The sequence below is a fragment of the Salmonella sp. SAL04157 genome, from assembly GCF_046551635.1.
Classification (GTDB): domain Bacteria; phylum Pseudomonadota; class Gammaproteobacteria; order Enterobacterales; family Enterobacteriaceae; genus Salmonella; species Salmonella enterica.
Genome location: NZ_JBGDVS010000001.1, coordinates 357,734 through 379,683, shown reverse-complemented (window position 1 = coordinate 379,683; position 21,950 = coordinate 357,734). Strand labels below are relative to the sequence as shown.

General features: G+C 54.2%; 23 protein-coding genes and 1 other RNA gene. 15 read left to right on the top strand and 9 right to left on the bottom strand.

What is annotated here, in order from left to right:
* The first annotated feature begins 39 nt into the window (after window positions 1–39).
* Window positions 40–549: an MltR family transcriptional regulator gene (locus tag ACLJRE_RS01845; protein WP_000209974.1), complete on the top strand. Its 510-nt coding sequence runs from the start codon at window positions 40–42 to the stop codon at window positions 547–549.
* Entirely contained in the window at window positions 546–1,262 is a 717-nt protein-coding gene (locus tag ACLJRE_RS01840; protein ID WP_000684837.1) for a nucleoside/nucleotide kinase family protein, read from the top strand. The genes ACLJRE_RS01845 and ACLJRE_RS01840 overlap by 4 nt, the downstream gene beginning before the upstream one ends.
* On the opposite strand, the gene ACLJRE_RS01835 is transcribed toward ACLJRE_RS01840, so the two are convergent.
* The 5 genes from ACLJRE_RS01835 to ACLJRE_RS01815 are packed head-to-tail and all read right to left on the bottom strand — an operon-like array spanning window position 1,231 to window position 4,316.
* A complete protein-coding gene (locus ACLJRE_RS01835) occupies window positions 1,231–1,920 on the bottom strand; it encodes an energy-coupling factor ABC transporter ATP-binding protein (protein ID WP_000956933.1) in 690 nt (229 codons plus the stop codon). The two genes, ACLJRE_RS01840 and ACLJRE_RS01835, sit on opposite strands and share 32 nt — an antisense overlap.
* Window positions 1,914–2,591 carry an ABC transporter ATP-binding protein gene (locus tag ACLJRE_RS01830; protein ID WP_001543493.1) on the bottom strand — a complete coding sequence of 226 codons (678 nt, stop codon included), beginning with the start codon at window positions 2,589–2,591 and terminating at the stop codon, window positions 1,914–1,916. The genes ACLJRE_RS01835 and ACLJRE_RS01830 overlap by 7 nt, the downstream gene beginning before the upstream one ends.
* Window positions 2,579–3,286 carry an energy-coupling factor transporter transmembrane component T gene (locus ACLJRE_RS01825; RefSeq protein ID WP_000553257.1) on the bottom strand — a complete coding sequence of 236 codons (708 nt, stop codon included), beginning with the start codon at window positions 3,284–3,286 and terminating at the stop codon, window positions 2,579–2,581. Before ACLJRE_RS01825 ends, ACLJRE_RS01830 begins: the two co-directional genes overlap by 13 nt.
* Complete coding sequence (locus tag ACLJRE_RS01820; protein WP_000124004.1) at window positions 3,287–3,865, bottom strand: ECF transporter S component; 579 nt, start codon at window positions 3,863–3,865, stop codon at window positions 3,287–3,289. It abuts the gene before it with no gap.
* 25 nt (window positions 3,866–3,890) lie between these two features.
* Complete coding sequence (locus ACLJRE_RS01815; protein ID WP_000218561.1) at window positions 3,891–4,316, bottom strand: PPC domain-containing DNA-binding protein; 426 nt, start codon at window positions 4,314–4,316, stop codon at window positions 3,891–3,893.
* A gap of 373 nt (window positions 4,317–4,689) precedes the next feature.
* Between ACLJRE_RS01815 and epd the strand changes: the two genes are divergently transcribed.
* The 6 genes from epd to ACLJRE_RS01785 all read left to right on the top strand — a co-directional run bounded on the left by epd (window position 4,690) and on the right by ACLJRE_RS01785 (window position 10,861).
* The gene (epd, locus tag ACLJRE_RS01810) at window positions 4,690–5,736 is read left to right on the top strand and encodes an erythrose-4-phosphate dehydrogenase (protein ID WP_000218344.1); all 1,047 of its coding nucleotides are present in this window, start codon (window positions 4,690–4,692) and stop codon (window positions 5,734–5,736) included.
* Window positions 5,737–5,757: 21 nt separating this feature from the next.
* Window positions 5,758–6,921, top strand: a complete 1,164-nt coding sequence (pgk, locus tag ACLJRE_RS01805; RefSeq protein WP_000111274.1) for a phosphoglycerate kinase — start codon at window positions 5,758–5,760, stop codon at window positions 6,919–6,921.
* Between the two features lie 101 nt (window positions 6,922–7,022).
* Window positions 7,023–8,102 carry a class II fructose-bisphosphate aldolase gene (fbaA, locus tag ACLJRE_RS01800; protein WP_000034386.1) on the top strand — a complete coding sequence of 360 codons (1,080 nt, stop codon included), beginning with the start codon at window positions 7,023–7,025 and terminating at the stop codon, window positions 8,100–8,102.
* Between the two features lie 222 nt (window positions 8,103–8,324).
* Window positions 8,325–9,185, top strand: a complete 861-nt coding sequence (locus ACLJRE_RS01795) for a small-conductance mechanosensitive channel MscS (RefSeq protein WP_000389833.1) — start codon at window positions 8,325–8,327, stop codon at window positions 9,183–9,185.
* A gap of 200 nt (window positions 9,186–9,385) precedes the next feature.
* A complete protein-coding gene (gene argO, locus ACLJRE_RS01790; protein WP_000626863.1) occupies window positions 9,386–10,021 on the top strand; it encodes an arginine exporter ArgO in 636 nt (211 codons plus the stop codon).
* A 93-nt stretch (window positions 10,022–10,114) separates the two neighbouring features.
* Entirely contained in the window at window positions 10,115–10,861 is a 747-nt protein-coding gene (locus ACLJRE_RS01785) for an oxidative stress defense protein (protein WP_000669854.1), read from the top strand.
* 167 nt (window positions 10,862–11,028) lie between these two features.
* Here ACLJRE_RS01785 and argP read toward each other — a convergent pair whose 3' ends face one another.
* The gene (gene argP, locus ACLJRE_RS01780) at window positions 11,029–11,922 is read right to left on the bottom strand and encodes a DNA-binding transcriptional regulator ArgP (RefSeq protein ID WP_000828345.1); all 894 of its coding nucleotides are present in this window, start codon (window positions 11,920–11,922) and stop codon (window positions 11,029–11,031) included.
* Window positions 11,923–12,075: 153 nt separating this feature from the next.
* Between argP and rpiA the strand changes: the two genes are divergently transcribed.
* Together rpiA and serA are read left to right on the top strand one after the other, a co-directional pair.
* On the top strand, window positions 12,076–12,735 hold the full coding sequence (gene rpiA, locus ACLJRE_RS01775) for a ribose-5-phosphate isomerase RpiA (protein WP_000189741.1): 660 nt from the start codon (window positions 12,076–12,078) through the stop codon (window positions 12,733–12,735).
* Between the two features lie 266 nt (window positions 12,736–13,001).
* A complete protein-coding gene (gene serA / locus ACLJRE_RS01770) occupies window positions 13,002–14,234 on the top strand; it encodes a phosphoglycerate dehydrogenase (RefSeq protein WP_001151627.1) in 1,233 nt (410 codons plus the stop codon).
* 380 nt (window positions 14,235–14,614) lie between these two features.
* Here serA and ACLJRE_RS01765 read toward each other — a convergent pair whose 3' ends face one another.
* The 3 genes from ACLJRE_RS01765 to zapA all read right to left on the bottom strand — a co-directional run bounded on the left by ACLJRE_RS01765 (window position 14,615) and on the right by zapA (window position 15,786).
* Window positions 14,615–15,211, bottom strand: coding sequence for a 5-formyltetrahydrofolate cyclo-ligase (locus ACLJRE_RS01765; protein ID WP_031610677.1), 597 nt, complete (start codon window positions 15,209–15,211; stop codon window positions 14,615–14,617).
* Window positions 15,212–15,231: 20 nt separating this feature from the next.
* Window positions 15,232–15,415: non-coding RNA, 6S RNA (gene ssrS / locus ACLJRE_RS01760), on the bottom strand.
* Between the two features lie 41 nt (window positions 15,416–15,456).
* Entirely contained in the window at window positions 15,457–15,786 is a 330-nt protein-coding gene (zapA, locus tag ACLJRE_RS01755; RefSeq protein WP_001276011.1) for a cell division protein ZapA, read from the bottom strand.
* A gap of 166 nt (window positions 15,787–15,952) precedes the next feature.
* On the opposite strand from zapA, the gene ACLJRE_RS01750 reads away from it, so the two are divergent.
* From ACLJRE_RS01750 to gcvT, 5 genes are all read left to right on the top strand, one after another.
* On the top strand, window positions 15,953–16,531 hold the full coding sequence (locus ACLJRE_RS01750) for a YecA family protein (RefSeq protein WP_000027236.1): 579 nt from the start codon (window positions 15,953–15,955) through the stop codon (window positions 16,529–16,531).
* Between the two features lie 25 nt (window positions 16,532–16,556).
* Window positions 16,557–17,873 (top strand): Xaa-Pro aminopeptidase, encoded by a 1,317-nt coding sequence (gene pepP / locus ACLJRE_RS01745; protein ID WP_023212709.1) that lies wholly within the window; start codon window positions 16,557–16,559, stop codon window positions 17,871–17,873.
* Window positions 17,870–19,048: a 2-octaprenyl-6-methoxyphenyl hydroxylase gene (ubiH, locus tag ACLJRE_RS01740; RefSeq protein ID WP_001635505.1), complete on the top strand. Its 1,179-nt coding sequence runs from the start codon at window positions 17,870–17,872 to the stop codon at window positions 19,046–19,048. The genes pepP and ubiH overlap by 4 nt, the downstream gene beginning before the upstream one ends.
* A gap of 125 nt (window positions 19,049–19,173) precedes the next feature.
* Window positions 19,174–20,376 (top strand): FAD-dependent 2-octaprenylphenol hydroxylase, encoded by a 1,203-nt coding sequence (gene ubiI, locus ACLJRE_RS01735; protein ID WP_023212710.1) that lies wholly within the window; start codon window positions 19,174–19,176, stop codon window positions 20,374–20,376.
* Between the two features lie 454 nt (window positions 20,377–20,830).
* Window positions 20,831–21,925: a glycine cleavage system aminomethyltransferase GcvT gene (gene gcvT, locus ACLJRE_RS01730; RefSeq protein WP_000068738.1), complete on the top strand. Its 1,095-nt coding sequence runs from the start codon at window positions 20,831–20,833 to the stop codon at window positions 21,923–21,925.
* Window positions 21,926–21,950 lie beyond the last annotated feature (25 nt).

The following is a 21,950-nucleotide window of genomic DNA, read 5'->3' as shown; positions in this document are numbered from 1 at the left end:
ACCTGTAGCTTGAAAGACGATGAGTATATCGGGACACAAATGACGACGCTGACAGAAGACGATGTGCTTGAGCAACTGGATGCTCAAAATAATTTACTTTCGTTTATGACGACGGCACATAACATTTTGCTCCAGGGCATTAAGCGCTTTCTGCCGTCGCTATTTGTCGATAATGATGAAGAAATTGTGGAATATGCAGTGAAGCCGTTACTCGCCCAAAGCGGGCCGCTTGACGATATCGACGTTGCATTACGTCTGATTTATGCGCTGGGGAAAATGGATAAATGGCTCTACGCTGACATCACCCATTTTTCTCAGTTTTATCAGTACCTGCATGAACAGGACGCGATTCCCGGTTTTGCCGACGACATTACCTGGGACTTCATCAGTAACGTTAACTGTATTACCCGTAATGCGCCCTTATATGGCGCGCTGGAGTCGATGAAGTTTGCCGACTTCGCCGCGTGGTCTGAGGTGCGTTTTACCGGTATGGTCAAAACGGCGATGGCGCTGGCGGTAACGACAATTTTAAAGGAATTAACGCCGTGAAAATCGCATTAACGGTTAATGGGCTGCACGTTGAAGCACATTATCATGATGATGAAATAGAGAAGGTTCACAAGCCCTTACTGCAACAACTGGCTAAAATACATGCCGCTAAACCTGAGCGCCGTACCATCGTTTTTCTTAGCGCGCCGCCCGGCACAGGCAAATCCACGCTGACCACCTTCTGGGAATATCTCTCTCGTCAGGATGCTGGCCTGCCGGAAATTCAAACGCTTCCCATGGATGGCTTTCATTACTATAACCGCTGGCTGGAGGCGCATCATTTACGTGCCTGTAAAGGCGCGCCGGAAACCTTTGACGTTGATAAGCTGGCGGAAAATCTGCGTCTGGTGCGGGCTGGCGAAGCGACCTGGCCGCAGTACGACCGACAGCGGCACGACCCGGTGGAACACGCTGTTATGGTCACGGCGCCGATCGTGATTGTGGAAGGAAACTGGCTCCTGCGGGATGACGACAGATGGCGCGCGTTAGCGGAGTTTTGCGATTTCTCATTATTTATTCGCGCCCCGGCGGAAACCTTACGCGCCCGGTTGATTGGACGTAAACTGGCGGGAGGATTATCACAGGCGGAGGCGGAAACCTTTTATGAACGCACCGACGGCCCAAATGTGCGCCGGGTGCTGGAAAGTAGCCTGCCAGCCGATCTCATGCTGGAAATGACCTCTACGGGCGAATATCGGATGGCGTGTCCTTAATGATGTTACGCGGCGTTATCGCGCCATTATGCAGCCGTACCACCCGTGAAAAATGACGCCGGGTAAACGCAGCGTCATGGCTAATCGCCACGACGCTGGTTCCCCGTGCCCGGCATGTCGCCAGCCAGTGTTCAAATACGGTTAGCCAGTGGGCGTCAAAATCCCGGCTGGGTTCATCCAGCAATAGCACAGGCGGCGCCATCGCCTCCAGACTGGCGACCGCCACCATCCGGCGCTGCGCGGCGTGCAGATCGAGCGGGTGCGCCTCGGCGACGTCCGTTAGCTGACATAACCGCAGCGCGGCCTGCGTGCGCCGTGAAATTTCCTCCGCCGATAAGCGTTGTAGTTTCAGCCCAAAAGCGACCTCTTGCGCGACATTGCTGTGGAAAATCTGGTTTTCCGCTTCCTGAAAGAGTACGCCGATAGCGGCGGCGCGTTGACGATTTTTAAGCTGCGAAATCGGCTCTCCATTAAGCGTTACCGAGCCGGAAGTGGGGGAAAGCAGGCCGGACATAATCCGTAACAGCGTTGATTTTCCCGCGCCGTTATCGCCGGTCAACGCCAGCCATTCGCCGTCCTGAAGTTCAAGCGAGATAGCGTGCAGACAGTCAGCTGCGGCATTCGGCCAGCGATAAGCGACCTGATTTAACGTCAACATAATGGGGTTAGCGCTCCGTCGCGCAATTGCCATACCCGCTGGCATCGCGTCAGAAAAGGAAAATGATTACGCTCAAAAAGCATAATGAGAGAATGACGTTCCAGCGCCCACTGTTGTAACCGTTCCAGCAGCGTCCCGGTGGCCGCTGACGTCAGCCGACTGAAGGCTTCATCAAGAACTAATAGCCTGGGCTGCATGGCAAGCGCGCTGGCAATCACTACCCGCTGCGTTTCGCCGCCGGAGAGCGTGCCGGGATGGCGATGGCGTAACGACTGGCAGTTTGTCAGGGTCAGCGCCTCGTCAATGCGCCGTAGAATTTCCGCTTCATGGAGGCCGAGATTCTCCGGGCCAAACGCCACCTCTTCCTCTACGCTAAAGGTACAGCCGGAAAGCTGTAAATATGGCGATTGCTGCACCAACTGGATGGTGGGCGACTGTTCTACCAGCGGGAGCCGCCCGATAGGGACGCCAAGCAGTAAGCCTGTGCCGTCAATATCGCCGGGAAGATAATCCGGATACCAGCCAGCCATCAGTTGCGCCAGCGTACTTTTTCCGCTGCCGTTATCGCCGACTATCGCCACTATTCCGGGTGTTGAATAGTGGAAATCAAAACATGCCGGCGGGCGTGTCGCATCGGACGGAAGATAACGAAACTGCTCTAACGTAACCATATCCATACTCCCGCTTCCGCCAGTATTAGCAGTACCATGCCATACCGCGCAACCCGTTGTAACACGCTATCTTTCGGCGCCCACAGCGTGGTTCGGGCTCGATGCAGCCGAAACCCCCGCATATCCAACGCCGCGCCGCGTATTGTCAGATCGTTAAGCGCATTTTGCGTAAGCGGCACGATCAGCGCAGGCATTGCCCGTAGCCGCTGATACCAGCCTTCATCCAGAGGTACGCCGCGCGCGCGCTGGGCTTCATAAACGATCGTCAGTTGCCGTTTGAGCTGTTCGACGACCAGCAGAGGGCCAGCGAACAGGTAAGCGATGCCGGGGGGCAGACGTGAAGCGAACAGGGCGCGAATAAACCGCTGAACCGGCACATACTGCATCCATAGCTGCGACGTCGACACGATCGCCAGCAGGCGTAGCCATAGCGTAACGGCATATATCCAGCTCTGCGGATCGCGAGGCTGCCCGCTTATCCATTCCGTTAGCCAACCGCCATGTACCAGCCATAGCCCAAACCCTAAAGACAGCATCAGCCAGGCGACATACTTCGCCCGCTGCCGCGTTGATTTCAGCGCCAGCAGACAGAGGAAGGCCGCCGCGCTATAAACCGGGAGCACGGTCTGCGCAGGGAGTAGCAGCGTGGTGCAGGCCGCCAGCGCCCATAAGGTTAACGAGGTAAACGGATGCATTTAGCGTACGGCTGACATCGCAGGAAAATGCCGTGTCGTACGTAATGGTAGCTGACGCAGCAGCACCCAAACGATGATCGCCGTCAGAATTTTATCGACCAGATTAGCGCCTATGACGGTAATCGCGACCGACTCTACCAGGTTTTGGCCCATTGAATGCATCCAGGCGACGAATAAATCAGCGCCGCTACCGGTAACGCCGCCAAAAAGCGCGGTACGAAGCGGTACGGCGACCAGCGTCACCGCTAACGTAATGACGACGCCGCTGACGACCACTTTGGGCAGGGTACGAAACCAGCCTGCGCGCGCCAGCCACCCGGCGACCAGACCGATAACCATCGCTACCGGGGCAAACGCGGCAGCGATAGGATCAGTAAGCAGCCCCCACAGCAAGTTGGTCAGAAGCCCCGTCAACATGCCGATGAACGGCCCTAACAGCACCGCACTAATTAAGGTGCCGATCGAGTCGAGAAAAATAGGCAGCTTCAACATGCTAATAAGCTGTCCGCCAATCATATTGATGGCAATAGCGATGACAATCAGCACCAGAGACTGGCTGGAAAACGGGCGACGCGCCATAAAGTACCTCTTAAAGAGTCGTCAATTAACGGGAAGAAATATGCAGTTCGTCATAACCGGAAATGGCGCACGGTTGACGGCTGAACGTCAGCGCTGGTAGCTCGCCGATAACCAGTTCCAGCGTGGTACGCACGGTACACCCTGGCATCATATGGCCGCCGAGCATGGCTCCGTAGGGATCTGATACCGCGAGATGTAGATGCTCGCCGGTCAATTCAAGCGTGCCGTTTAGCGAGATAACTTCAAACGTGCCGGTGAGCGATGTGGTCGCATCTTGCCCGGCATAACGCAGCGCAACATCGGCCAGACTGCCGGTACACCCTGCAATCCAGGCGGCATGTAATTGGTTCTGTTGCACAAAGGCGTGTAATTGGGAAAACACTTCCTGGCCGGGAAGCAGACGAAGCGCGTAAAAGCGCGCTGTAGAGGCATTGTGGTGAGATACAGTCATCGTTACAGGACTCCGAGACTCGGACGTGGCGCTGATAATATAGACGCTGGCGGCAGCGCTTTCTGATATAAATCAGTATTTGTGACGCGGCGATGAAAAGATCTGACGGATGTACTGGTGATTCTTAAATATGGAATAAATTGCAGCGTAAGCGGCCATGAAATGTGATGCAGGTCAGATAACTGTCTTCTTCGACTGGACAAACATTCCTTTTATTCCCCGTTTCGCTTATTCTAGCTGAAGCGTTTCAGTTAATTAAATGTTCGACAATTAACCAATCAGTCGCAGTTTGCGACAGGTGAGGTTTTACTCGACGATGAGCTGCATTACTCTGTCAGCCTCATCTGAATCGGGATAGCCTTGCAGGAGACCTATGACCGTACGCATAGCGATTAATGGCTTTGGTCGCATCGGGCGTAACGTGGTTCGTGCTTTGTATGAATCCGGACGTCGGGCGGAAATTACCGTGGTGGCCATCAACGAGCTGGCGGATGCCGCAGGCATGGCGCATTTGTTGAAATACGATACCAGCCACGGGCGTTTTGCATGGGAGGTTCGCCACGAGCGCGAGCAGCTTTTTGTCGGCGACGATGTCATTCGTATTCTGCATGAACGAACGCTGGCGGATCTGCCGTGGCGCGAACTGGGCGTGGATGTCGTGTTGGATTGTACGGGCGTATATGGCAGCCGGGAGCATGGCGAGGCGCATATTGCCGCTGGCGCGAAGAAAGTGCTCTTTTCTCATCCGGGCAGCAACGATCTTGACGCCACCGTCGTTTTTGGCGTGAACCAGAATCAACTGCGTGCGGAACATCGTATTGTCTCAAACGCGTCCTGTACCACGAATTGCATAATCCCCGTCATTAAATTGTTGGATGATGCTTACGGCATCGAGTCTGGTACCGTCACGACGATCCACTCCGCGATGAACGATCAGCAGGTGATCGACGCGTATCACTCCGATCTACGGCGCACGCGCGCGGCCAGCCAGTCGATTATCCCGGTAGATACGAAACTGGCGGCAGGTATTACGCGTATATTCCCGCAGTTTAACGATCGTTTTGAGGCGATTGCCGTGCGCGTTCCAACCATTAATGTGACGGCGATCGATTTAAGCGTGACGGTGAAAAAACCAGTAAAAGCCAGTGAAGTCAACCAGTTGCTGCAAAAAGCAGCACAAGGTGCATTTCATGGTATAGTTGACTATACGGAATCACCGTTGGTCTCGATAGATTTTAACCACGACCCGCACAGCGCCATTGTTGATGGCACGCAAACCCGGGTCAGTGGCGCCCACCTGATCAAGACGCTGGTCTGGTGCGATAATGAATGGGGCTTTGCTAACAGGATGCTCGACACCACGTTAGCGATGGCCGCAGTTGGTTTCAGGCTCGACGCGTCAGCGTCGACAAAACTTTAAGCATCATTGAGAGGATTCACCATGTCTGTAATTAAGATGACCGATCTGGATCTGGCCGGGAAACGCGTTTTTATCCGTGCGGATCTGAACGTACCTGTTAAAGAAGGGAAAGTGACCAGCGACGCGCGTATCCGCGCCTCTCTGCCGACCATCGAACTGGCTCTGAAACAGGGCGCGAAAGTGATGGTAACTTCCCACCTGGGTCGTCCTACCGAAGGCGAGTACAACGAAGAATTCTCTCTGCTGCCGGTTGTTAACTACCTGAAAGACAAACTGTCTAACCCGGTTCGCCTGGTCAAAGATTACCTGGACGGCGTTGACGTGGCCGAAGGTGAGCTGGTGGTTCTGGAAAACGTTCGCTTTAACAAAGGCGAAAAGAAAGACGACGAAGCGCTGTCTAAAAAATATGCCGCCCTGTGTGACGTATTCGTGATGGACGCCTTTGGTACTGCGCACCGCGCGCAGGCTTCTACCCACGGTATCGGCAAATTTGCTGACGTCGCGTGCGCAGGCCCGCTGCTGGCCGCTGAACTGGATGCGCTGGGTAAAGCGCTGAAAGAGCCGGCTCGTCCGATGGTGGCTATCGTTGGTGGTTCTAAAGTATCTACCAAACTGACCGTTCTGGATTCCCTGTCTAAAATCGCTGACCAGCTGATTGTCGGCGGCGGTATCGCCAATACCTTCGTTGCCGCTCAGGGCCACAGCGTCGGTAAATCCCTGTACGAAGCTGACCTGGTTGACGAAGCAAAACGTCTGCTGACCACTTGCGATATCCCGGTTCCGACCGATGTTCGCGTTGCCACCGAGTTCTCCGAAACCGCACCGGCGACTCTGAAATCCGTTAACGACGTGAAAGAAGACGAGCAGATCCTGGATATCGGCGATGCTTCCGCTCAGCAGCTGGCTGAAATCCTCAAGAATGCCAAAACCATTCTGTGGAACGGCCCGGTTGGTGTGTTTGAGTTCCCGAACTTCCGTAAAGGGACTGAAATCGTGGCAAATGCCATCGCTGATAGCGAAGCGTTTTCCATCGCTGGCGGCGGCGACACCCTGGCGGCAATCGACCTGTTCGGCATTGCTGACAAAATTTCCTACATTTCTACTGGCGGCGGCGCATTCCTCGAATTCGTGGAAGGTAAAGTTCTGCCAGCCGTAGCGATGCTCGAAGAGCGCGCTAAGAAGTAATCGTTACGGGCAGGGATTCCTGCCCGTTGATTTATTGCCGATCTGACATTCAGGGCGGCCCGTGTTTTTTCCCAAAGCCCGACGATACAGGACAACGAAACATGTCTAAAATTTTTGATTTCGTAAAACCAGGCGTGATCACTGGTGATGACGTACAGAAAGTGTTCCAGGTAGCAAAAGAAAACAATTTTGCTCTGCCGGCAGTTAACTGCGTGGGCACTGATTCCATCAACGCTGTTCTGGAAACCGCTGCAAAAGTTAAAGCGCCGGTCATCGTTCAGTTCTCCAACGGCGGCGCTTCCTTCATCGCGGGTAAAGGCGTGAAAACTGACGTACCTCAGGGCGCGGCAATCCTGGGCGCTATCTCTGGCGCGCATCACGTTCACCAGATGGCTGAGCACTACGGTGTTCCGGTTATCCTGCACACTGACCACTGCGCCAAGAAACTGCTGCCGTGGATCGACGGTCTGCTGGACGCGGGTGAAAAACACTTCGCAGCGACCGGTAAACCGCTGTTCTCTTCTCACATGATCGACCTGTCTGAAGAGTCTCTGCACGAAAACATCGAAATCTGCTCCAAATACCTGGCGCGCATGTCCAAAATTGGCATGACTCTGGAAATCGAACTGGGTTGCACCGGTGGCGAAGAAGACGGCGTGGACAACAGCCACATGGACGCTTCTGCCCTGTACACCCAGCCGGAAGATGTTGATTACGCGTACACTGAGCTGAGCAAAATCAGCCCGCGTTTCACCATTGCCGCTTCCTTCGGTAACGTACACGGCGTTTACAAGCCGGGTAACGTGGTTCTGACCCCGACCATTCTGCGTGATTCTCAGGACTATGTTTCTAAGAAACACAACCTGCCGCACAATAGCCTGAATTTCGTTTTCCACGGTGGTTCCGGTTCTACCGCTCAGGAAATCAAAGACTCCGTAAGCTACGGCGTAGTGAAAATGAACATCGATACCGATACCCAATGGGCAACCTGGGAAGGTGTTCTGAACTACTACAAAGAAAACGAAGCGTATCTGCAAGGTCAGCTGGGCAACCCGAAAGGCGAAGATCAGCCGAACAAGAAATACTATGACCCACGCGTATGGCTGCGTGCTGGCCAGACTTCGATGATCGCTCGTCTGGAAAAAGCATTTAAAGAACTGAACGCGATTGACGTTCTGTAATGTAGTCTGTTGATTAAAATGGCTTCCCTCGGGAAGCCATTTTTTTATCGTTATTTCCGGAGAGCGGCGTTAACGCTTTCATCCGGCCAACTCACAGTGTACCTGCCTTTTTTGGGATGATGCCGAAAAATGGCATATTCCTCTGTTTTTGTTTACCTTTAAAAAGTTCTTTTCGTGAGAATGATCTCATTTGCTTGTTTTGCTATGACCAAGGAATATTGAATGGAAGATTTGAATGTTGTCGACAGCATAAATGGTGCGGGCACCTGGCTGGTACGCAACCAGGCGTTATTGCTCAGCTATGCTGTGAATATTGTTGCGGCTATCGCTATTATCATCATCGGCTTGATTGTAGCGCGCGTGATCTCCAATACGGTAAATCGTCTGATGCGTGCGCGTCATATTGATGCGACAGTGGCCGACTTTCTTTCTGCGCTGGTGCGCTATGGGGTTATCGCTTTTACGCTGATTGCGGCTCTGGGTCGCGTGGGGGTTCAAACCGCCTCGGTTATTGCCGTACTGGGCGCCGCCGGTTTAGCCGTTGGCCTGGCATTACAGGGATCGCTTTCTAACCTTGCGGCTGGGGTATTGCTGGTTATGTTCCGTCCGTTCCGCGCCGGTGAGTATGTCGATTTGGGCGGCGTTGCCGGTACGGTACTGAACGTGCAAATCTTTTCCACGACAATGCGCGCGGTAGACGGCAAAATTATTGTGATTCCGAATGGCAAAATTATCGCGGGAAATATCATCAACTATTCTCGTGAGCCGGTTCGCCGTAACGAATTCATTATTGGGGTGGCCTACGATTCGGATATCGATCAGGTGAAACAGCTGCTAACCACGATTATCGAGTCCGACGATCGTATTTTAAAAGATCGCGAAATGACGGTACGTTTGAATGAGCTGGGCGCCTCATCAATTAATTTTGTGGTGCGTGTCTGGAGTAAAAGCAGCGACCTGCAAAATGTCTACTGGGACGTGCTGGAACGTATTAAACGTGAATTCGACGCCGCTGGTATTAGCTTCCCGTACCCGCAGATGGACGTCAATTTTAAACGTGTGAAAGATAACGCCGCGGAGTAATTTTTCTCCCGCGCTGCCTGCCGGCGCTGCGCTTATCCGCCTCCAGTATTCTCTGGTTATTGAGCGGATAAGCGTAGCCGCCATCCGTTATTCAGTCTCTTCATTAGCTTTTCTTATTAGTGATTAAAATTATCAATTTCCGCTAATAATATTCCCGCGCTATAGTCTGCCTTTAAGAAAAACAGCTCAGGGTAGTTAACGTGATATCTTATTATTTTCAAGGGTTTGCCCTTGGCGCCGCCATGATCCTTCCGCTTGGCCCGCAAAATGCGTTTGTGATGAATCAGGGAATCCGTCGCCAGTACCACCTCATGATAGCGCTGCTTTGCGCGTTAAGTGATTTAGTCCTGATTAGCGCCGGTATTTTTGGCGGTAGCGCGTTGCTGATGCAGTCGCCATGGCTGCTGGCGCTGGTCACATGGGGCGGGGTCGCGTTCTTGTTATGGTACGGTTTTGGCGCGCTGAAAACGGCAATGAGCAGTAATCTGGAGCTGGCCAGCGCCGAGGTTATGAAGCAGGGGCGCTGGAAAATTATTGCTACGATGCTGGCGGTAACGTGGCTGAATCCGCACGTTTATCTGGATACGTTTGTCGTGTTGGGCAGTCTCGGCGGGCAACTGGCTATGGAGCCAAAGCGCTGGTTTGCTCTCGGCACGATTAGCGCGTCGTTCTTATGGTTTTTTGGGTTAGCGCTACTGGCGGCCTGGCTTGCGCCTCGACTGCGTACGGCGAAAGCTCAACGCATTATCAACATTCTGGTTGGGGTGGTGATGTGGCTTATCGCCTTCCAACTGGCGCGGGAAGGCGTCGCGCATATGCACGCGCTTTTCAACTAAGCGTTGTCTGATGGACAACAGGCCGATATCCGCTAAGCTTGCCTGCATGCGCCCTGTATATCAGGGCAATGACTGCAATATGGAGGAGAGACTGTGAAGTTCAAAGTGATGGCCCTGGCGGCATTAGTGGGTTTAAGTGCAATGTCGGCGCAGGCAAGCGAATTGCCGGAAGGCCCGCACATCGTGACTTCCGGTACGGCAAGCGTCGATGCTGTGCCTGATATCGCCACCTTAGCGATTGAAGTGAACGTCGCGGCGAAGGATGCGGCGACGGCGAAGAAGCAGGCCGATGAGCGCGTGGCGCAATATCTTTCCTTCCTTGAGCAAAATCAGATTGCGAAAAAAGACATTAGCGCGGCGAATCTGCGCACGCAGCCGGATTATGATTACCAAAACGGTAAAAGCATTCTGAAAGGGTATCGCGCGGTGCGAACCGTTGAAGTGACGCTGCGTCAGTTAGATAAACTCAATTCGCTGCTGGACGGCGCGCTGAAGGCGGGTCTGAACGAGATTCGTTCGGTATCGCTGGGCGTGGCGCAACCGGACGCCTATAAAGACAAGGCCCGCAAAGCCGCCATTGATGACGCGATTCATCAGGCGCAAGCGCTGGCAGCCGGTTTTAACAGCAAATTGGGGCCGGTTTACAGCGTTCGTTACCATGTCTCTAATTATCAGCCGAGTCCGGTGGTGCGAATGATGAAAGCCGCAGATGCTGCGCCGGTATCCGCGCAGGAAACTTACGAGCAGCCGACCATTCAGTTCGACGATCAGGTCGATGTGGTATTCCAGCTTGAACCTGGAACAGGGCAGACGTCGACAACGGCCGCCAGCACGCAGTAATCTCGCCCGGCCTGGGCGCTTCCAGGCCGCGTTTTCTCCCGGTGTTCTCGTTTTTTGCCGCCTGAACGCAATGATTTTGTGATGAATTTCAAAGAAGCGACGGGGGAATAATGGGTCATGCAGGCCGGATAAGACGTTCACGCCGCCATCCGGCATTCATTGAGAGGCTAATCCTGACGCAGCACCTTGTGCCCGTACTCCAGCAGCGCGTCGGTCACTTTGCGCATCATTCGGCTTTCCGGGGCAAAGCGGTGCCAGTAAAGCATCCGGCGCTGTAGCAAACCAGGCGTTAAGTTGATCAACTCGCCGCTTTCCAGCTCTTTCTCAATCTGCAGGTGAGGGATCATGCAGCAGGTCGTGCCCTGACGCGCAAGCTGTACAAACGCTTCGGATGAATTAACGATATGGCACGGCACGCTGCCGGGCGGTAGATCGAAATTCTGTTGCAAAAAGGCCTGATGCATATCATCCAGATGGTCGAACGCGACGGCGGGCGCTTTCAGCAGCGACGACCGGGTAACGCCATTGGGGAAATAGCGCTCGGCAAACGGCTTTGACGCGACAAACAGATAGTCGAGTGCGCCCAGTTTGTCTACCAGGCAGCTGGGCAGCGCCTGATGCTGAATACTCACCGCGCCCACCACCTCGCCGCGCCGCAGACGTTCTTGCGTGCGCGTTTCATCTTCCACCTGTAAATTGAGACGGATAGGGGAGTCCGCCAGCACCGGCGCCAGCGCCGGAAGCAGCCAGGTCGCCAGACTATCGGCGTTAACCGCCAGCGACAGCAGCAGCGGTGTAGAGCCGGTTTGTTCATCGCCCAGCCACTCTTCTTCCAGCAGTTCAACCTGACGCAGCAGAGCCAGTAATTTTTGCCCTTGCTCCGTGGGGCGAGGAGGAACGGTACGCACCAACAACGGTTGTCCGAACATATTCTCAAGCTGTTTTATGCGCTGTGAGACGGCGGATTGTGTGATGCACAGCTTCTGGGCGGCGCGCTCGAATCCTCGTTCACGTATAACGGCATCCAGCGCCTGTAGTGTTCTGTAGTCCGGACGTTTCATTGTTGTGTCATGCTCCTGTTATTTTTTTCCGCACTATGACATAAATTTGCCGTCGGTACAGATGAAATCCGTAGCCTGTGTACGGACACGGAGATTTTTCCCGACAATGTTCTATAATGCGGCTGTATTTTCACACCACAGGCGAAACGATCTATGACGCAGGATGAACTGAAAAAAGCGGTAGGATGGGCGGCACTTCAGTATGTACAGCCCGGCACCATTGTGGGCGTTGGTACAGGCTCAACGGCCGCACACTTTATTGATGCGCTGGGCACAATGAAAGGCCAGATTGAAGGCGCGGTCTCCAGCTCGGACGCCTCGACTGAAAAACTCAAAGGCCTCGGTATTCATGTGTTTGATCTCAACGAAGTGGATAGCCTGGGTATCTATGTCGATGGCGCGGACGAAATCAACGGTCATATGCAGATGATCAAAGGCGGCGGCGCGGCATTAACCCGTGAGAAAATTATTGCTTCCGTGGCGGAGAAATTTATCTGTATTGCGGATGCCTCTAAACAGGTGGATATTCTTGGCAAATTCCCGTTGCCGGTCGAAGTGATTCCGATGGCGCGCAGCGCGGTCGCTCGTCAACTGGTGAAGCTGGGCGGGCGTCCGGAGTACCGTCAGAACGTGGTCACGGATAACGGCAACGTGATTCTGGATGTTTATGGGATGGAAATCCTTGATCCCATCGCGCTGGAAAACGCCATTAACGCGATTCCAGGCGTCGTGACCGTAGGGTTGTTCGCCAACCGTGGCGCCGATGTCGCACTGATCGGCACGCCGGACGGGGTGAAAACCATCGTAAAATGATCCCGCCAGGCGTATTTCCTGCCGCGTAAAAAATTCGGTCAGGGCAAATTTGGTGACATGTATCACGTTTAATCGTTTGCCCTGCCGATCCCTCCAAAGAAAAAGTTATTCCCGGTATTTTCATCTGCTATTTCCCGCTGTATGCGATTCCTTCACGACGCTGGCGCAAACGTTCATATTGCCGTGATAATTTTTTTTGATATGTTGAAGGACGGATGCAAATCCACACACAACATCAGATGGCAAAAAAAGACAGGATCGGGGAAATGGCAAAGGTATCGCTGGAGAAAGATAAAATTAAATTTCTGCTGGTTGAAGGGGTGCATCAAAAGGCGCTGGAAAGCCTTCGTGCGGCAGGTTACACCAACATTGAATATCACAAGGGCGCGCTGGACGCTGAACAGTTGAAAGCGTCCATCCGCGATGCCCACTTCATCGGTCTGCGATCCCGTACTCATCTGACAGAAGAAGTGATTAACGCCGCAGAGAAGCTGGTGGCGATTGGCTGTTTTTGCATCGGCACCAACCAGGTGGATTTAAATGCGGCGGCAAAGCGCGGTATTCCGGTCTTTAACGCGCCATTCTCGAATACCCGTTCCGTGGCGGAGCTGGTGATTGGCGAGCTATTGCTGCTGCTGCGCGGCGTGCCGGAAGCGAACGCCAAAGCGCACCGCGGCGTATGGAATAAACTGGCGGCGGGATCGTTCGAAGCGCGCGGTAAAAAGCTTGGCATTATCGGTTACGGCCATATCGGAACGCAGTTGGGCATTCTGGCGGAATCGCTGGGGATGCATGTCTATTTCTATGATATTGAAAATAAACTGCCGCTTGGTAACGCAACTCAGGTGCAGCACCTGTCTGAATTGCTGAATATGAGCGATGTGGTCAGTCTGCACGTACCTGAAAACGCCTCCACCAAAAACATGATGGGCGCAAAAGAGATTGCCCTGATGAAGCCGGGTTCGCTGCTGATTAACGCCGCGCGCGGTACGGTAGTGGATATCCCGGCTTTGTGCGACGCGCTGGCGACGAAACATCTGGCGGGGGCGGCTATCGACGTCTTCCCGACGGAACCGGCCACTAATAGCGATCCGTTTACCTCTCCGCTGTGCGAATTCGATAACGTGATCCTGACGCCGCATATCGGCGGCTCGACGCAGGAGGCGCAAGAAAACATCGGTCTGGAAGTCGCAGGAAAACTGATTAAGTATTCGGATAACGGCTCGACGCTTTCCGCCGTGAACTTCCCGGAAGTGTCGCTGCCGCTGCACGGTGGTCGTCGCCTGATGCACATCCACGAAAACCGCCCAGGTGTATTGACCGCGCTTAACCAGATCTTTGCCGAGCAGGGCGTTAACATTGCCGCGCAGTATCTGCAAACCTCCGCCCGAATGGGGTATGTGGTAATTGATATAGAAGCCGATGGCGATGTGGCGGAGAAAGCGCTGCTGGCGATGAAGGCGATTCCGGGCACCATTCGCGCCCGTCTGCTGTACTAATTTCCTCTAAATGGGCAGGAGATGACCTGCCCATCCTTTCTCTGGTTTCCCTGCCTCAACATCTCTTCGTGTAACGCATACATTCTGTTTTCGAGCCTTGCCGCAATTGGTAATTAAAGGCAGCGTTGCGTGTTGTACAGCAATAAAAGGAATTTACGATAAGGGCTCAGCATAGCGCTGAAACGGGAAAGCCCCTACCGAGGCAGGGGCTCTAAAAAGGAAAGGGACGATGATGAGATACGTCATCATGCTGCTGATCCTGTTAATCATCGCTTGCCCAGCATATTAACAGTGAGTACGCAGGAGGGAGGTTCGCCTCCCTCACCCTTCACCGAGAAATTTAGGTCAAAAAAGCGACGCTGTCAATCGAAAAAACACGGCTACCACTCCCAAATTTTGGACGGCGTCACCACCGCAGGCAGCGGGATATCCCACTCTTCAACCGGCAGTTTTTCTACTAACTGGCAATCATGCGCGTAGCCCACAGGTAGAATCTTATGCTGCTGCCAGTTTTGCAACGTACGGTCATAAAATCCGCCGCCCATCCCCAGGCGCTGCCCGCCTTCGTCAAACGCCACTAACGGCGTTACCAGCACATCCAGCTTTGCCAGCGGCAATACGTCGCGGACATCAAGCCGTGGCTCCCGGATCTTTAAGCGGTTGGTCACCAGCGCACTCTGCGGATGATAGTGCAGGAACAGGAGGTTGCCAGGGCTGAAGGGATGAAGAACCGGAAGGTAGACGCGCTTGCCCGATTGCCATAGCTGTTCTATCAGCGGCTGGGTGTCGAGTTCGCCATCAAAGGAGAGAAACACGGCGACAGTGTGCGCCATCACGACGGGAGGAAAGCTGAGCATTCGGGCGGCGGCCTGTTGACCAAAGCGGCGTTGCTGCTCTGGCGTTAGCGCACGGCGACGTTGCCGAATCATTCGGCGGATTTCTTGTCGTGATAAAGAGAGTTCGGGAAGTTGCGTCATGGCTGTCGCCAGTCAGAAGGGGAATCTCCGAGATGCCGCCGCAGGCTGTAACCCTTGAACCCTTGGTTCAAGGTGAATGTGTCGTCACAGTTTTAAGGCTTCTCGGACGAACCGAGCATGCTCACCAACCGCGGAGCGCCACATTCTTGTGGTATGAAATATCGGCTCAGGGGACTGGCCCGCTTGCAAACATCTCAGAGAAATTCTGTTTTCACAATCACTTTACCATAGTAAAGCGAAAAGTGTTATTCAAAGTTTTGGCCCGTTTTTTCGGTTATGCGACCTTGATCAAGCAACGCCTGTTCGATGGTCTGTTGTAGCATCCGAATACGTTGTTCCATGCTCGCCGCGTAATCGCGGGTCTTCGCTTTTTCCTGAGTTAACTCATAGCTGATATTCAATGCGGCAATGAAAACCAACTGCTCAGTATTTGTGACTCTAGTGCGAACTTTCAGATCTTGCAACCGCTGATTCAGATCGTCCGCAGCCTGATTCAACGCATCCCTTTGGTCAGGCGGGCAATTCACTCGCAGTGAACGGCCAAATATTTGGATATCGACGGGTTGTGCAGACATGCCACCTTCCTGCTGATTGACTGCGCTGCCTTCGTCTCCAGACCCAGGGTCCGCGAAGGGGCGACACTATAGCTACCCTGGTGTGAAGATACAAGCCCTTTTCTGGTTCACCAGGGTCCAAAGTGGTAGCATATCATGAATATCCTCCCTTTGATGACGAATGCTTATGTCTATACAGAACGAAATGCCTGGTTACAACGAAATGAACCGGTTTTTGAATCAACAAGGGGCCGGTCTGACCCCGGCTGAAATGCATGGTTTAATCAGCGGGATGATTTGCGGCGGCAACAACGACAGCTCATGGCAGCCGCTGTTGCACGACCTGACGAACGAAGGTCTGGCCTTCGGGCATGAGCTTGCTCAGGCGCTGCGCAAAATGCACGCGGCGACCAGCGACGCGCTGGAAGACGACGGCTTTCTTTTTCAGCTTTATCTGCCTGAAGGCGACGATGTCAGCGTATTCGATCGCGCTGATGCATTAGCCGGGTGGGTTAACCACTTTTTGCTTGGCCTCGGCGTAACGCAGCCTAAACTTGATAAAGTCACCGGCGAAACGGGTGAAGCGATTGACGACCTGCGTAATATTGCGCAGCTTGGTTATGATGAGAGCGAAGATCAGGAAGAGCTGGAGATGTCGCTCGAAGAGATCATCGAATATGTCCGTGTTGCGGCGCTGTTATGTCATGACACTTTCACTCGCCAACAGCCGACCGCGCCGGAAGTGCGTAAACCGACGCTACACTAAGAAAAAACGAAATGGAGGCCATGTCATGACTCAGCAGGAATACCAACGCCGTCGCCAGGCATTACTGGCGCAAATGCAGCCCGGCAGCGCCGCGCTGATCTTTGCCGCGCCGGAGGCGACGCGCAGCGCAGACAGTGAATATCCGTATCGCCAGAGTAGCGACTTCTGGTATTTCACCGGTTTTAACGAACCGGAAGCCGTGCTGGTACTGATTAAGAGTGATGACACCCACAACCACAGCGTTTTGTTCAACCGCGTTCGCGACCTGACGGCGGAAATCTGGTTTGGTCGCCGTTTAGGACAGGATGCCGCGCCGGAAAAACTGGGCGTTGACCGGGCGCTGGCGTTTAGCGAAATCAACCAGCAACTCTTTCAGTTGCTTAATGGTCTGGATGTGGTGTACCACGCGCAGGGCGAATATGCGTATGCCGACGAGATTGTTCTGGCTGCGCTGGAGAAGCTGCGTAAAGGCTCTCGCCAGAATCTGACCGCGCCGGCCACCATGACTGACTGGCGACCGATTGTCCATGAGATGCGCCTGTTCAAATCGCCGGACGAGATTGCTGTCCTGCGCCGCGCCGGGGAAATTAGCGCGCTGGCGCATATCCGCGCGATGGAAAAATGTCGTCCGGGGATGTTTGAGTATCAGTTGGAGGGTGAAATTCACCACGAATTTAACCGCCACGGCGCGCGCTATCCCTCCTATAACACCATTGTCGGCAGCGGCGAAAATGGCTGTATCCTGCATTACACTGAAAACGAAAGTGAAATGCGCGACGGTGATTTAGTGCTTATCGACGCGGGCTGTGAATATAAAGGTTACGCGGGCGACATCACGCGTACTTTCCCGGTGAACGGGAAATTTACGCCAGCTCAGCGTGAAATTTATGACATCGTTCTGGAATCGCTGGAGACCAGCCTGCGACTGTTCCGTCCTGGCACCTCTATTCAGGAGGTGACCGGCGAAGTCGTGCGCATCATGATAACCGGGCTGGTGAAGCTGGGGATTTTGCAAGGAGAGGTTGATCAACTGATTGCCGAAAATGCGCATCGTCCTTTCTTTATGCATGGCTTGAGCCACTGGCTGGGGCTGGATGTTCATGATGTCGGCGTTTATGGGCCGGATCGCTCCCGCATCCTGGAGCCGGGCATGGTGCTGACCGTAGAGCCAGGCCTCTATATCGCGCCGGATGCCGACGTGCCGGAAGCGTATCGCGGCATTGGCGTTCGAATTGAAGATGACATTGTCATTACCGAAACCGGTAATGAAAACCTGACCGCTGGCGTTGTGAAGAAGGCGGATGACATTGAGGCATTAATGGCGGCGGCGCGGCAGCAATGAGCGTCATTATCGTTGGCGGCGGCATGGCAGGCGCGACGCTGGCGCTGGCCATCTCTCAGTTCAGTCATGGGACGTTGCCGGTACACCTGATTGAAGCGAAAGCGCCTGAAGCCGACGGTCATCCCGGCTTTGACGCCAGAGCGATTGCGCTGGCGGCGGGCACTTGCCAGCAACTGGCGCGAATTGGCGTCTGGCAGGCGATTTCCGATTGCGCAACGGCAATCAACACCGTACACGTCAGCGATCGCGGTCATGCCGGATTTGTGACTCTCGACGCGCAGGATTACAGTCTGGCAGCGTTGGGTCACGTTGCGGAGCTGCATGATATCGGGCTGCGTCTGTTTGCGCTCTTGCGTAAAGCGCCAGGCGTTACGCTGCACTGCCCGGAGCGCGTAGCCAGCGTGTCGCGTACCCAACAGCAGGTTAACGTCACACTGGAAAATGGCAATGTGATAGCTGGCAGCGTGCTGGTGGCGGCTAACGGTACCCACTCCGCGCTGGCGTCAGCCTGCGGCGTTGACTGGCGTCAGGAGCCTTACGAACAGTTAGCGGTGATAGCGAATGTCGCGACCGCTATCCCGCACCAGGGACGCGCCTTTGAACGTTTTACCCCCAATGGCCCGCTGGCGATGTTGCCGATGTCGCATGGCCGATGTTCGCTGGTTTGGTGTCACCCGCTCGACCAGCGCGATGAGGTGCTGAGCTGGTCCGACGCGCAGTTCTGTCATGCGTTGCAGGCCGCGTTCGGCTGGCGGCTGGGGCGAATTACTCAGGCGGGTAAGCGCAGCGCGTATCCGCTTGCCCTTACTACGGCGGCGAAAGTGTTTACTCACCGGACTGTCGTGGTCGGCAATGCGGCGCAGACGTTGCATCCTATCGCCGGACAAGGGTTTAATCTCGGTCTGCGCGATGTCATGAGCCTGGCGGAAACGCTGGTCGCGGCACAGGACGCGGGCGAGGATATTGGCGCCTGGCACGTGTTATCGCGCTATCAGCAGCGTCGTCAGGTTGACCGGGATACGACGATTGGCGTAACGAACGGTCTGGTCCATTTGTTTGCAAATCGTTGGGCGCCGCTGGTTATTGGGCGCAATATCGGTTTAATGGCGATGGAATTATTACCGCCTGCGCGTGATGCGCTGGCACAGCGGACCTTAGGTTGGGTTGCGCGTTAAGCCGATCTGTAGGCCGGATAAGGCATTTACGCCGCCATCCGGCATCGTGTTCGTAAAAATACCGGATGGCAGCTTCGCCTTATCCGGCCTACGGTTTTGATTGTTCCGGTTTCCAGGAGTAAATAGTGCAAAGTGTTGATGTAGCAATAGTTGGCGGAGGCATGGTGGGACTGGCTGTCGCCTGCGGCTTGCAGGGGAGCGGTTTGCGCGTTGCGGTACTGGATCACGTTGTCCCCCAGCCGTTGGCGAACGATGCGCCGCCTCAGCTTCGGGTGTCGGCGATTAATGCCGCCAGCGAAAAACTGCTTACCCGTCTTGGCGTATGGTCAAACATTGTGGCGCGACGGGCAAGTTGCTACCACGGTATGGAAGTCTGGGATAAAGACAGCTTTGGCCGTATTACGTTTGATGACGCAAGCATGGGATATAGCCATCTGGGGCATATTGTTGAAAACAGCGTCATTCACTACGCACTGTGGCAAAAAGCGCAGCAAGCGGCGGATATCACCTTAATGGCGCCAGCAGAGTTACAGCAAGTCGCCTGGGGGGAGAACGACGCCTTCCTGACTTTAAAAGACGGCGCGATGTTAACCGCGCGTCTGGTGATTGCCGCGGATGGCGCCAACTCCTGGCTGCGTAACAAAGCGGATATTCCCTTAACTTTCTGGGACTACCGTCACCATGCGCTGGTAGCGACTATCCGCACCGAAGAGCCGCACGGCGCGGTTGCTCGCCAGGTGTTTCATGGTAAAGGTATTCTGGCGTTTTTGCCGTTAAGCGATCCGCATCTGTGTTCCATTGTCTGGTCGCTTTCTCCGCAGGATGCGGAGCGTATGCAACAGAGCGGCGACGAGGCGTTTAACCAGGCGTTGACTATCGCCTTCGATAATCGGCTGGGCTTATGCCGCCTGGAAAGCGAACGGCAGGTTTTTCCGCTGACGGGCCGCTATGCTCGCCAGTTTGCCGCGCATCGTCTGGCGTTGGTCGGCGATGCCGCGCACACCATCCATCCGCTGGCAGGGCAAGGCGTCAACCTCGGCTTTATGGACGCGGCTGAACTGGTGGACGATCTGCGCCGGCTTCAGCGTCAGGGCAAAGACATTGGTCAACATCTTTATCTTCGTCGTTATGAGCGTAGCCGTAAACATAGCGCGGCGATGATGCTTGCCGGGATGCAAGGTTTTCGTGACCTGTTTGCCGGCGAAAACCCGGCAAAAAAATTGTTGCGCGACATCGGACTGAAACTGGCGGATACGCTCCCCGGCGTCAAACCCCAACTGCTTCGCCAGGCGATGGGGCTAAACGACCTTCCGCAATGGCTTCGTTAAGCGTCTGACTGCACGCCAGCAAGAGTTTGAAACCCGTCACACTTTGCTTTCCCGGCTATCGCGCCGGGGGGCTTTCCTCGTTTGAAATAATCTAATTTCACCGCTTATTTCGCATTATATTTTCTAATGCCACTATTTTTGGCGAACGCGATTTTCGACATTTTTTCCGCATTTAATATTAATTTATGTTGTGGTAAATCGTATCAGCTTCCTTTTTATGACGAGTATTTAGCGTAATAGTGGTTTTTTGTGCTGATGGGATTTTAGCGTTTTTTAGTCATAAGCTAATGTGATGGTAAATTCAGCCTTATGGTTTAGCGCCTGGTTCGGTGGTAAGTTCAGGAGCAAGAGAACGTTTGCGTCGGCGCAGGAAAAAGGGCGTCGATGCCAGGTTTCGTGGCGAAGATTTCCCATGAAAATGGTTGTTAGCCCCCGCTAATTCAACGAGGAAAAGATGGCCCAACAGACGCCTTTGTACGAACAACACACGCTATGCGGCGCCCGCATGGTCGATTTTCATGGCTGGATGATGCCCCTGCATTACGGCTCTCAGCTTGATGAACACCACGCTGTGCGCACCGATGCCGGGATGTTTGATGTATCGCATATGACCATTGTCGATCTTCATGGTAGCCGTACACGAGAGTTTCTACGTTATCTGCTGGCAAACGACGTCGCGAAGCTAACGAAGACGGGTAAAGCCCTCTACTCCGGTATGCTTAACGCATCGGGCGGCGTGATTGATGACCTTATCGTCTACTACTTCACTGAAGATTTCTTCCGTCTCGTTGTTAACTCCGCCACCCGCGAAAAAGACCTCTCCTGGATTACCCAACATGCTGAACCTTATGCCATCGACATCACCGTTCGTGACGATCTGTCGCTGATTGCGGTACAGGGGCCGAATGCGCAGGAAAAAGCGGCGACTCTGTTTACTGACCAACAGCGCCATGCAGTAGAAGGTATGAAGCCGTTCTTCGGCGTACAGGCGGGTGATTTGTTTATCGCCACCACCGGTTATACCGGCGAAGCGGGCTATGAAATCGCCATGCCGAATGAAAAAGCGGCGGATTTCTGGCGTGCGCTGGTGGAGGCGGGCGTGAAGCCGTGCGGTCTTGGCGCGCGCGACACGCTGCGTCTGGAAGCAGGCATGAACCTGTACGGTCAGGAGATGGATGAAGGTATCTCTCCGCTGGCGGCTAATATGGGATGGACTATCGCCTGGGAACCTGCTGACCGCGACTTTATTGGCCGTGAGGCGCTGGAGATGCAGCGTGAAAAAGGCCATGAGCAGCTTGTCGGTCTGGTGATGACCGAGAAAGGCGTATTGCGTAATGAACTGCCGGTGCGTTTTACCGATGCGCAGGGCAATCAGCAAGAAGGCATTATCACCAGCGGGACGTTTTCCCCAACGTTGGGCTACAGCATTGCGCTGGCGCGCGTTCCGGCGGGCATCGGCGAGACGGCGATTGTACAAATTCGTAACCGTGAAATGCCGGTAAAAGTGACTAAACCTGTTTTTGTGCGTAACGGCAAAGCCGTCGCGTGATTCATCCTTTTTTGGAGATTAATTG

Coding starts and splice junctions, on each gene's coding strand:
- ACLJRE_RS01845 (WP_000209974.1), top strand. CDS start 40: ATGACGACGCTGACAGAAGACGATGTGCTTGAGCAACTGGATGCTCAA.
- ACLJRE_RS01835 (WP_000956933.1), bottom strand. CDS start 1,920: ATGTTGACGTTAAATCAGGTCGCTTATCGCTGGCCGAATGCCGCAGCT.
- ACLJRE_RS01830 (WP_001543493.1), bottom strand. CDS start 2,591: ATGGTTACGTTAGAGCAGTTTCGTTATCTTCCGTCCGATGCGACACGC.
- ACLJRE_RS01825 (WP_000553257.1), bottom strand. CDS start 3,286: ATGCATCCGTTTACCTCGTTAACCTTATGGGCGCTGGCGGCCTGCACC.
- ACLJRE_RS01820 (WP_000124004.1), bottom strand. CDS start 3,865: ATGGCGCGTCGCCCGTTTTCCAGCCAGTCTCTGGTGCTGATTGTCATC.
- ACLJRE_RS01815 (WP_000218561.1), bottom strand. CDS start 4,316: ATGACTGTATCTCACCACAATGCCTCTACAGCGCGCTTTTACGCGCTT.
- epd (WP_000218344.1), top strand. CDS start 4,690: ATGACCGTACGCATAGCGATTAATGGCTTTGGTCGCATCGGGCGTAAC.
- pgk (WP_000111274.1), top strand. CDS start 5,758: ATGTCTGTAATTAAGATGACCGATCTGGATCTGGCCGGGAAACGCGTT.
- fbaA (WP_000034386.1), top strand. CDS start 7,023: ATGTCTAAAATTTTTGATTTCGTAAAACCAGGCGTGATCACTGGTGAT.
- ACLJRE_RS01795 (WP_000389833.1), top strand. CDS start 8,325: ATGGAAGATTTGAATGTTGTCGACAGCATAAATGGTGCGGGCACCTGG.
- argP (WP_000828345.1), bottom strand. CDS start 11,922: ATGAAACGTCCGGACTACAGAACACTACAGGCGCTGGATGCCGTTATA.
- rpiA (WP_000189741.1), top strand. CDS start 12,076: ATGACGCAGGATGAACTGAAAAAAGCGGTAGGATGGGCGGCACTTCAG.
- serA (WP_001151627.1), top strand. CDS start 13,002: ATGGCAAAGGTATCGCTGGAGAAAGATAAAATTAAATTTCTGCTGGTT.
- ACLJRE_RS01765 (WP_031610677.1), bottom strand. CDS start 15,211: ATGACGCAACTTCCCGAACTCTCTTTATCACGACAAGAAATCCGCCGA.
- zapA (WP_001276011.1), bottom strand. CDS start 15,786: ATGTCTGCACAACCCGTCGATATCCAAATATTTGGCCGTTCACTGCGA.
- ACLJRE_RS01750 (WP_000027236.1), top strand. CDS start 15,953: ATGTCTATACAGAACGAAATGCCTGGTTACAACGAAATGAACCGGTTT.
- pepP (WP_023212709.1), top strand. CDS start 16,557: ATGACTCAGCAGGAATACCAACGCCGTCGCCAGGCATTACTGGCGCAA.
- ubiH (WP_001635505.1), top strand. CDS start 17,870: ATGAGCGTCATTATCGTTGGCGGCGGCATGGCAGGCGCGACGCTGGCG.
- gcvT (WP_000068738.1), top strand. CDS start 20,831: ATGGCCCAACAGACGCCTTTGTACGAACAACACACGCTATGCGGCGCC.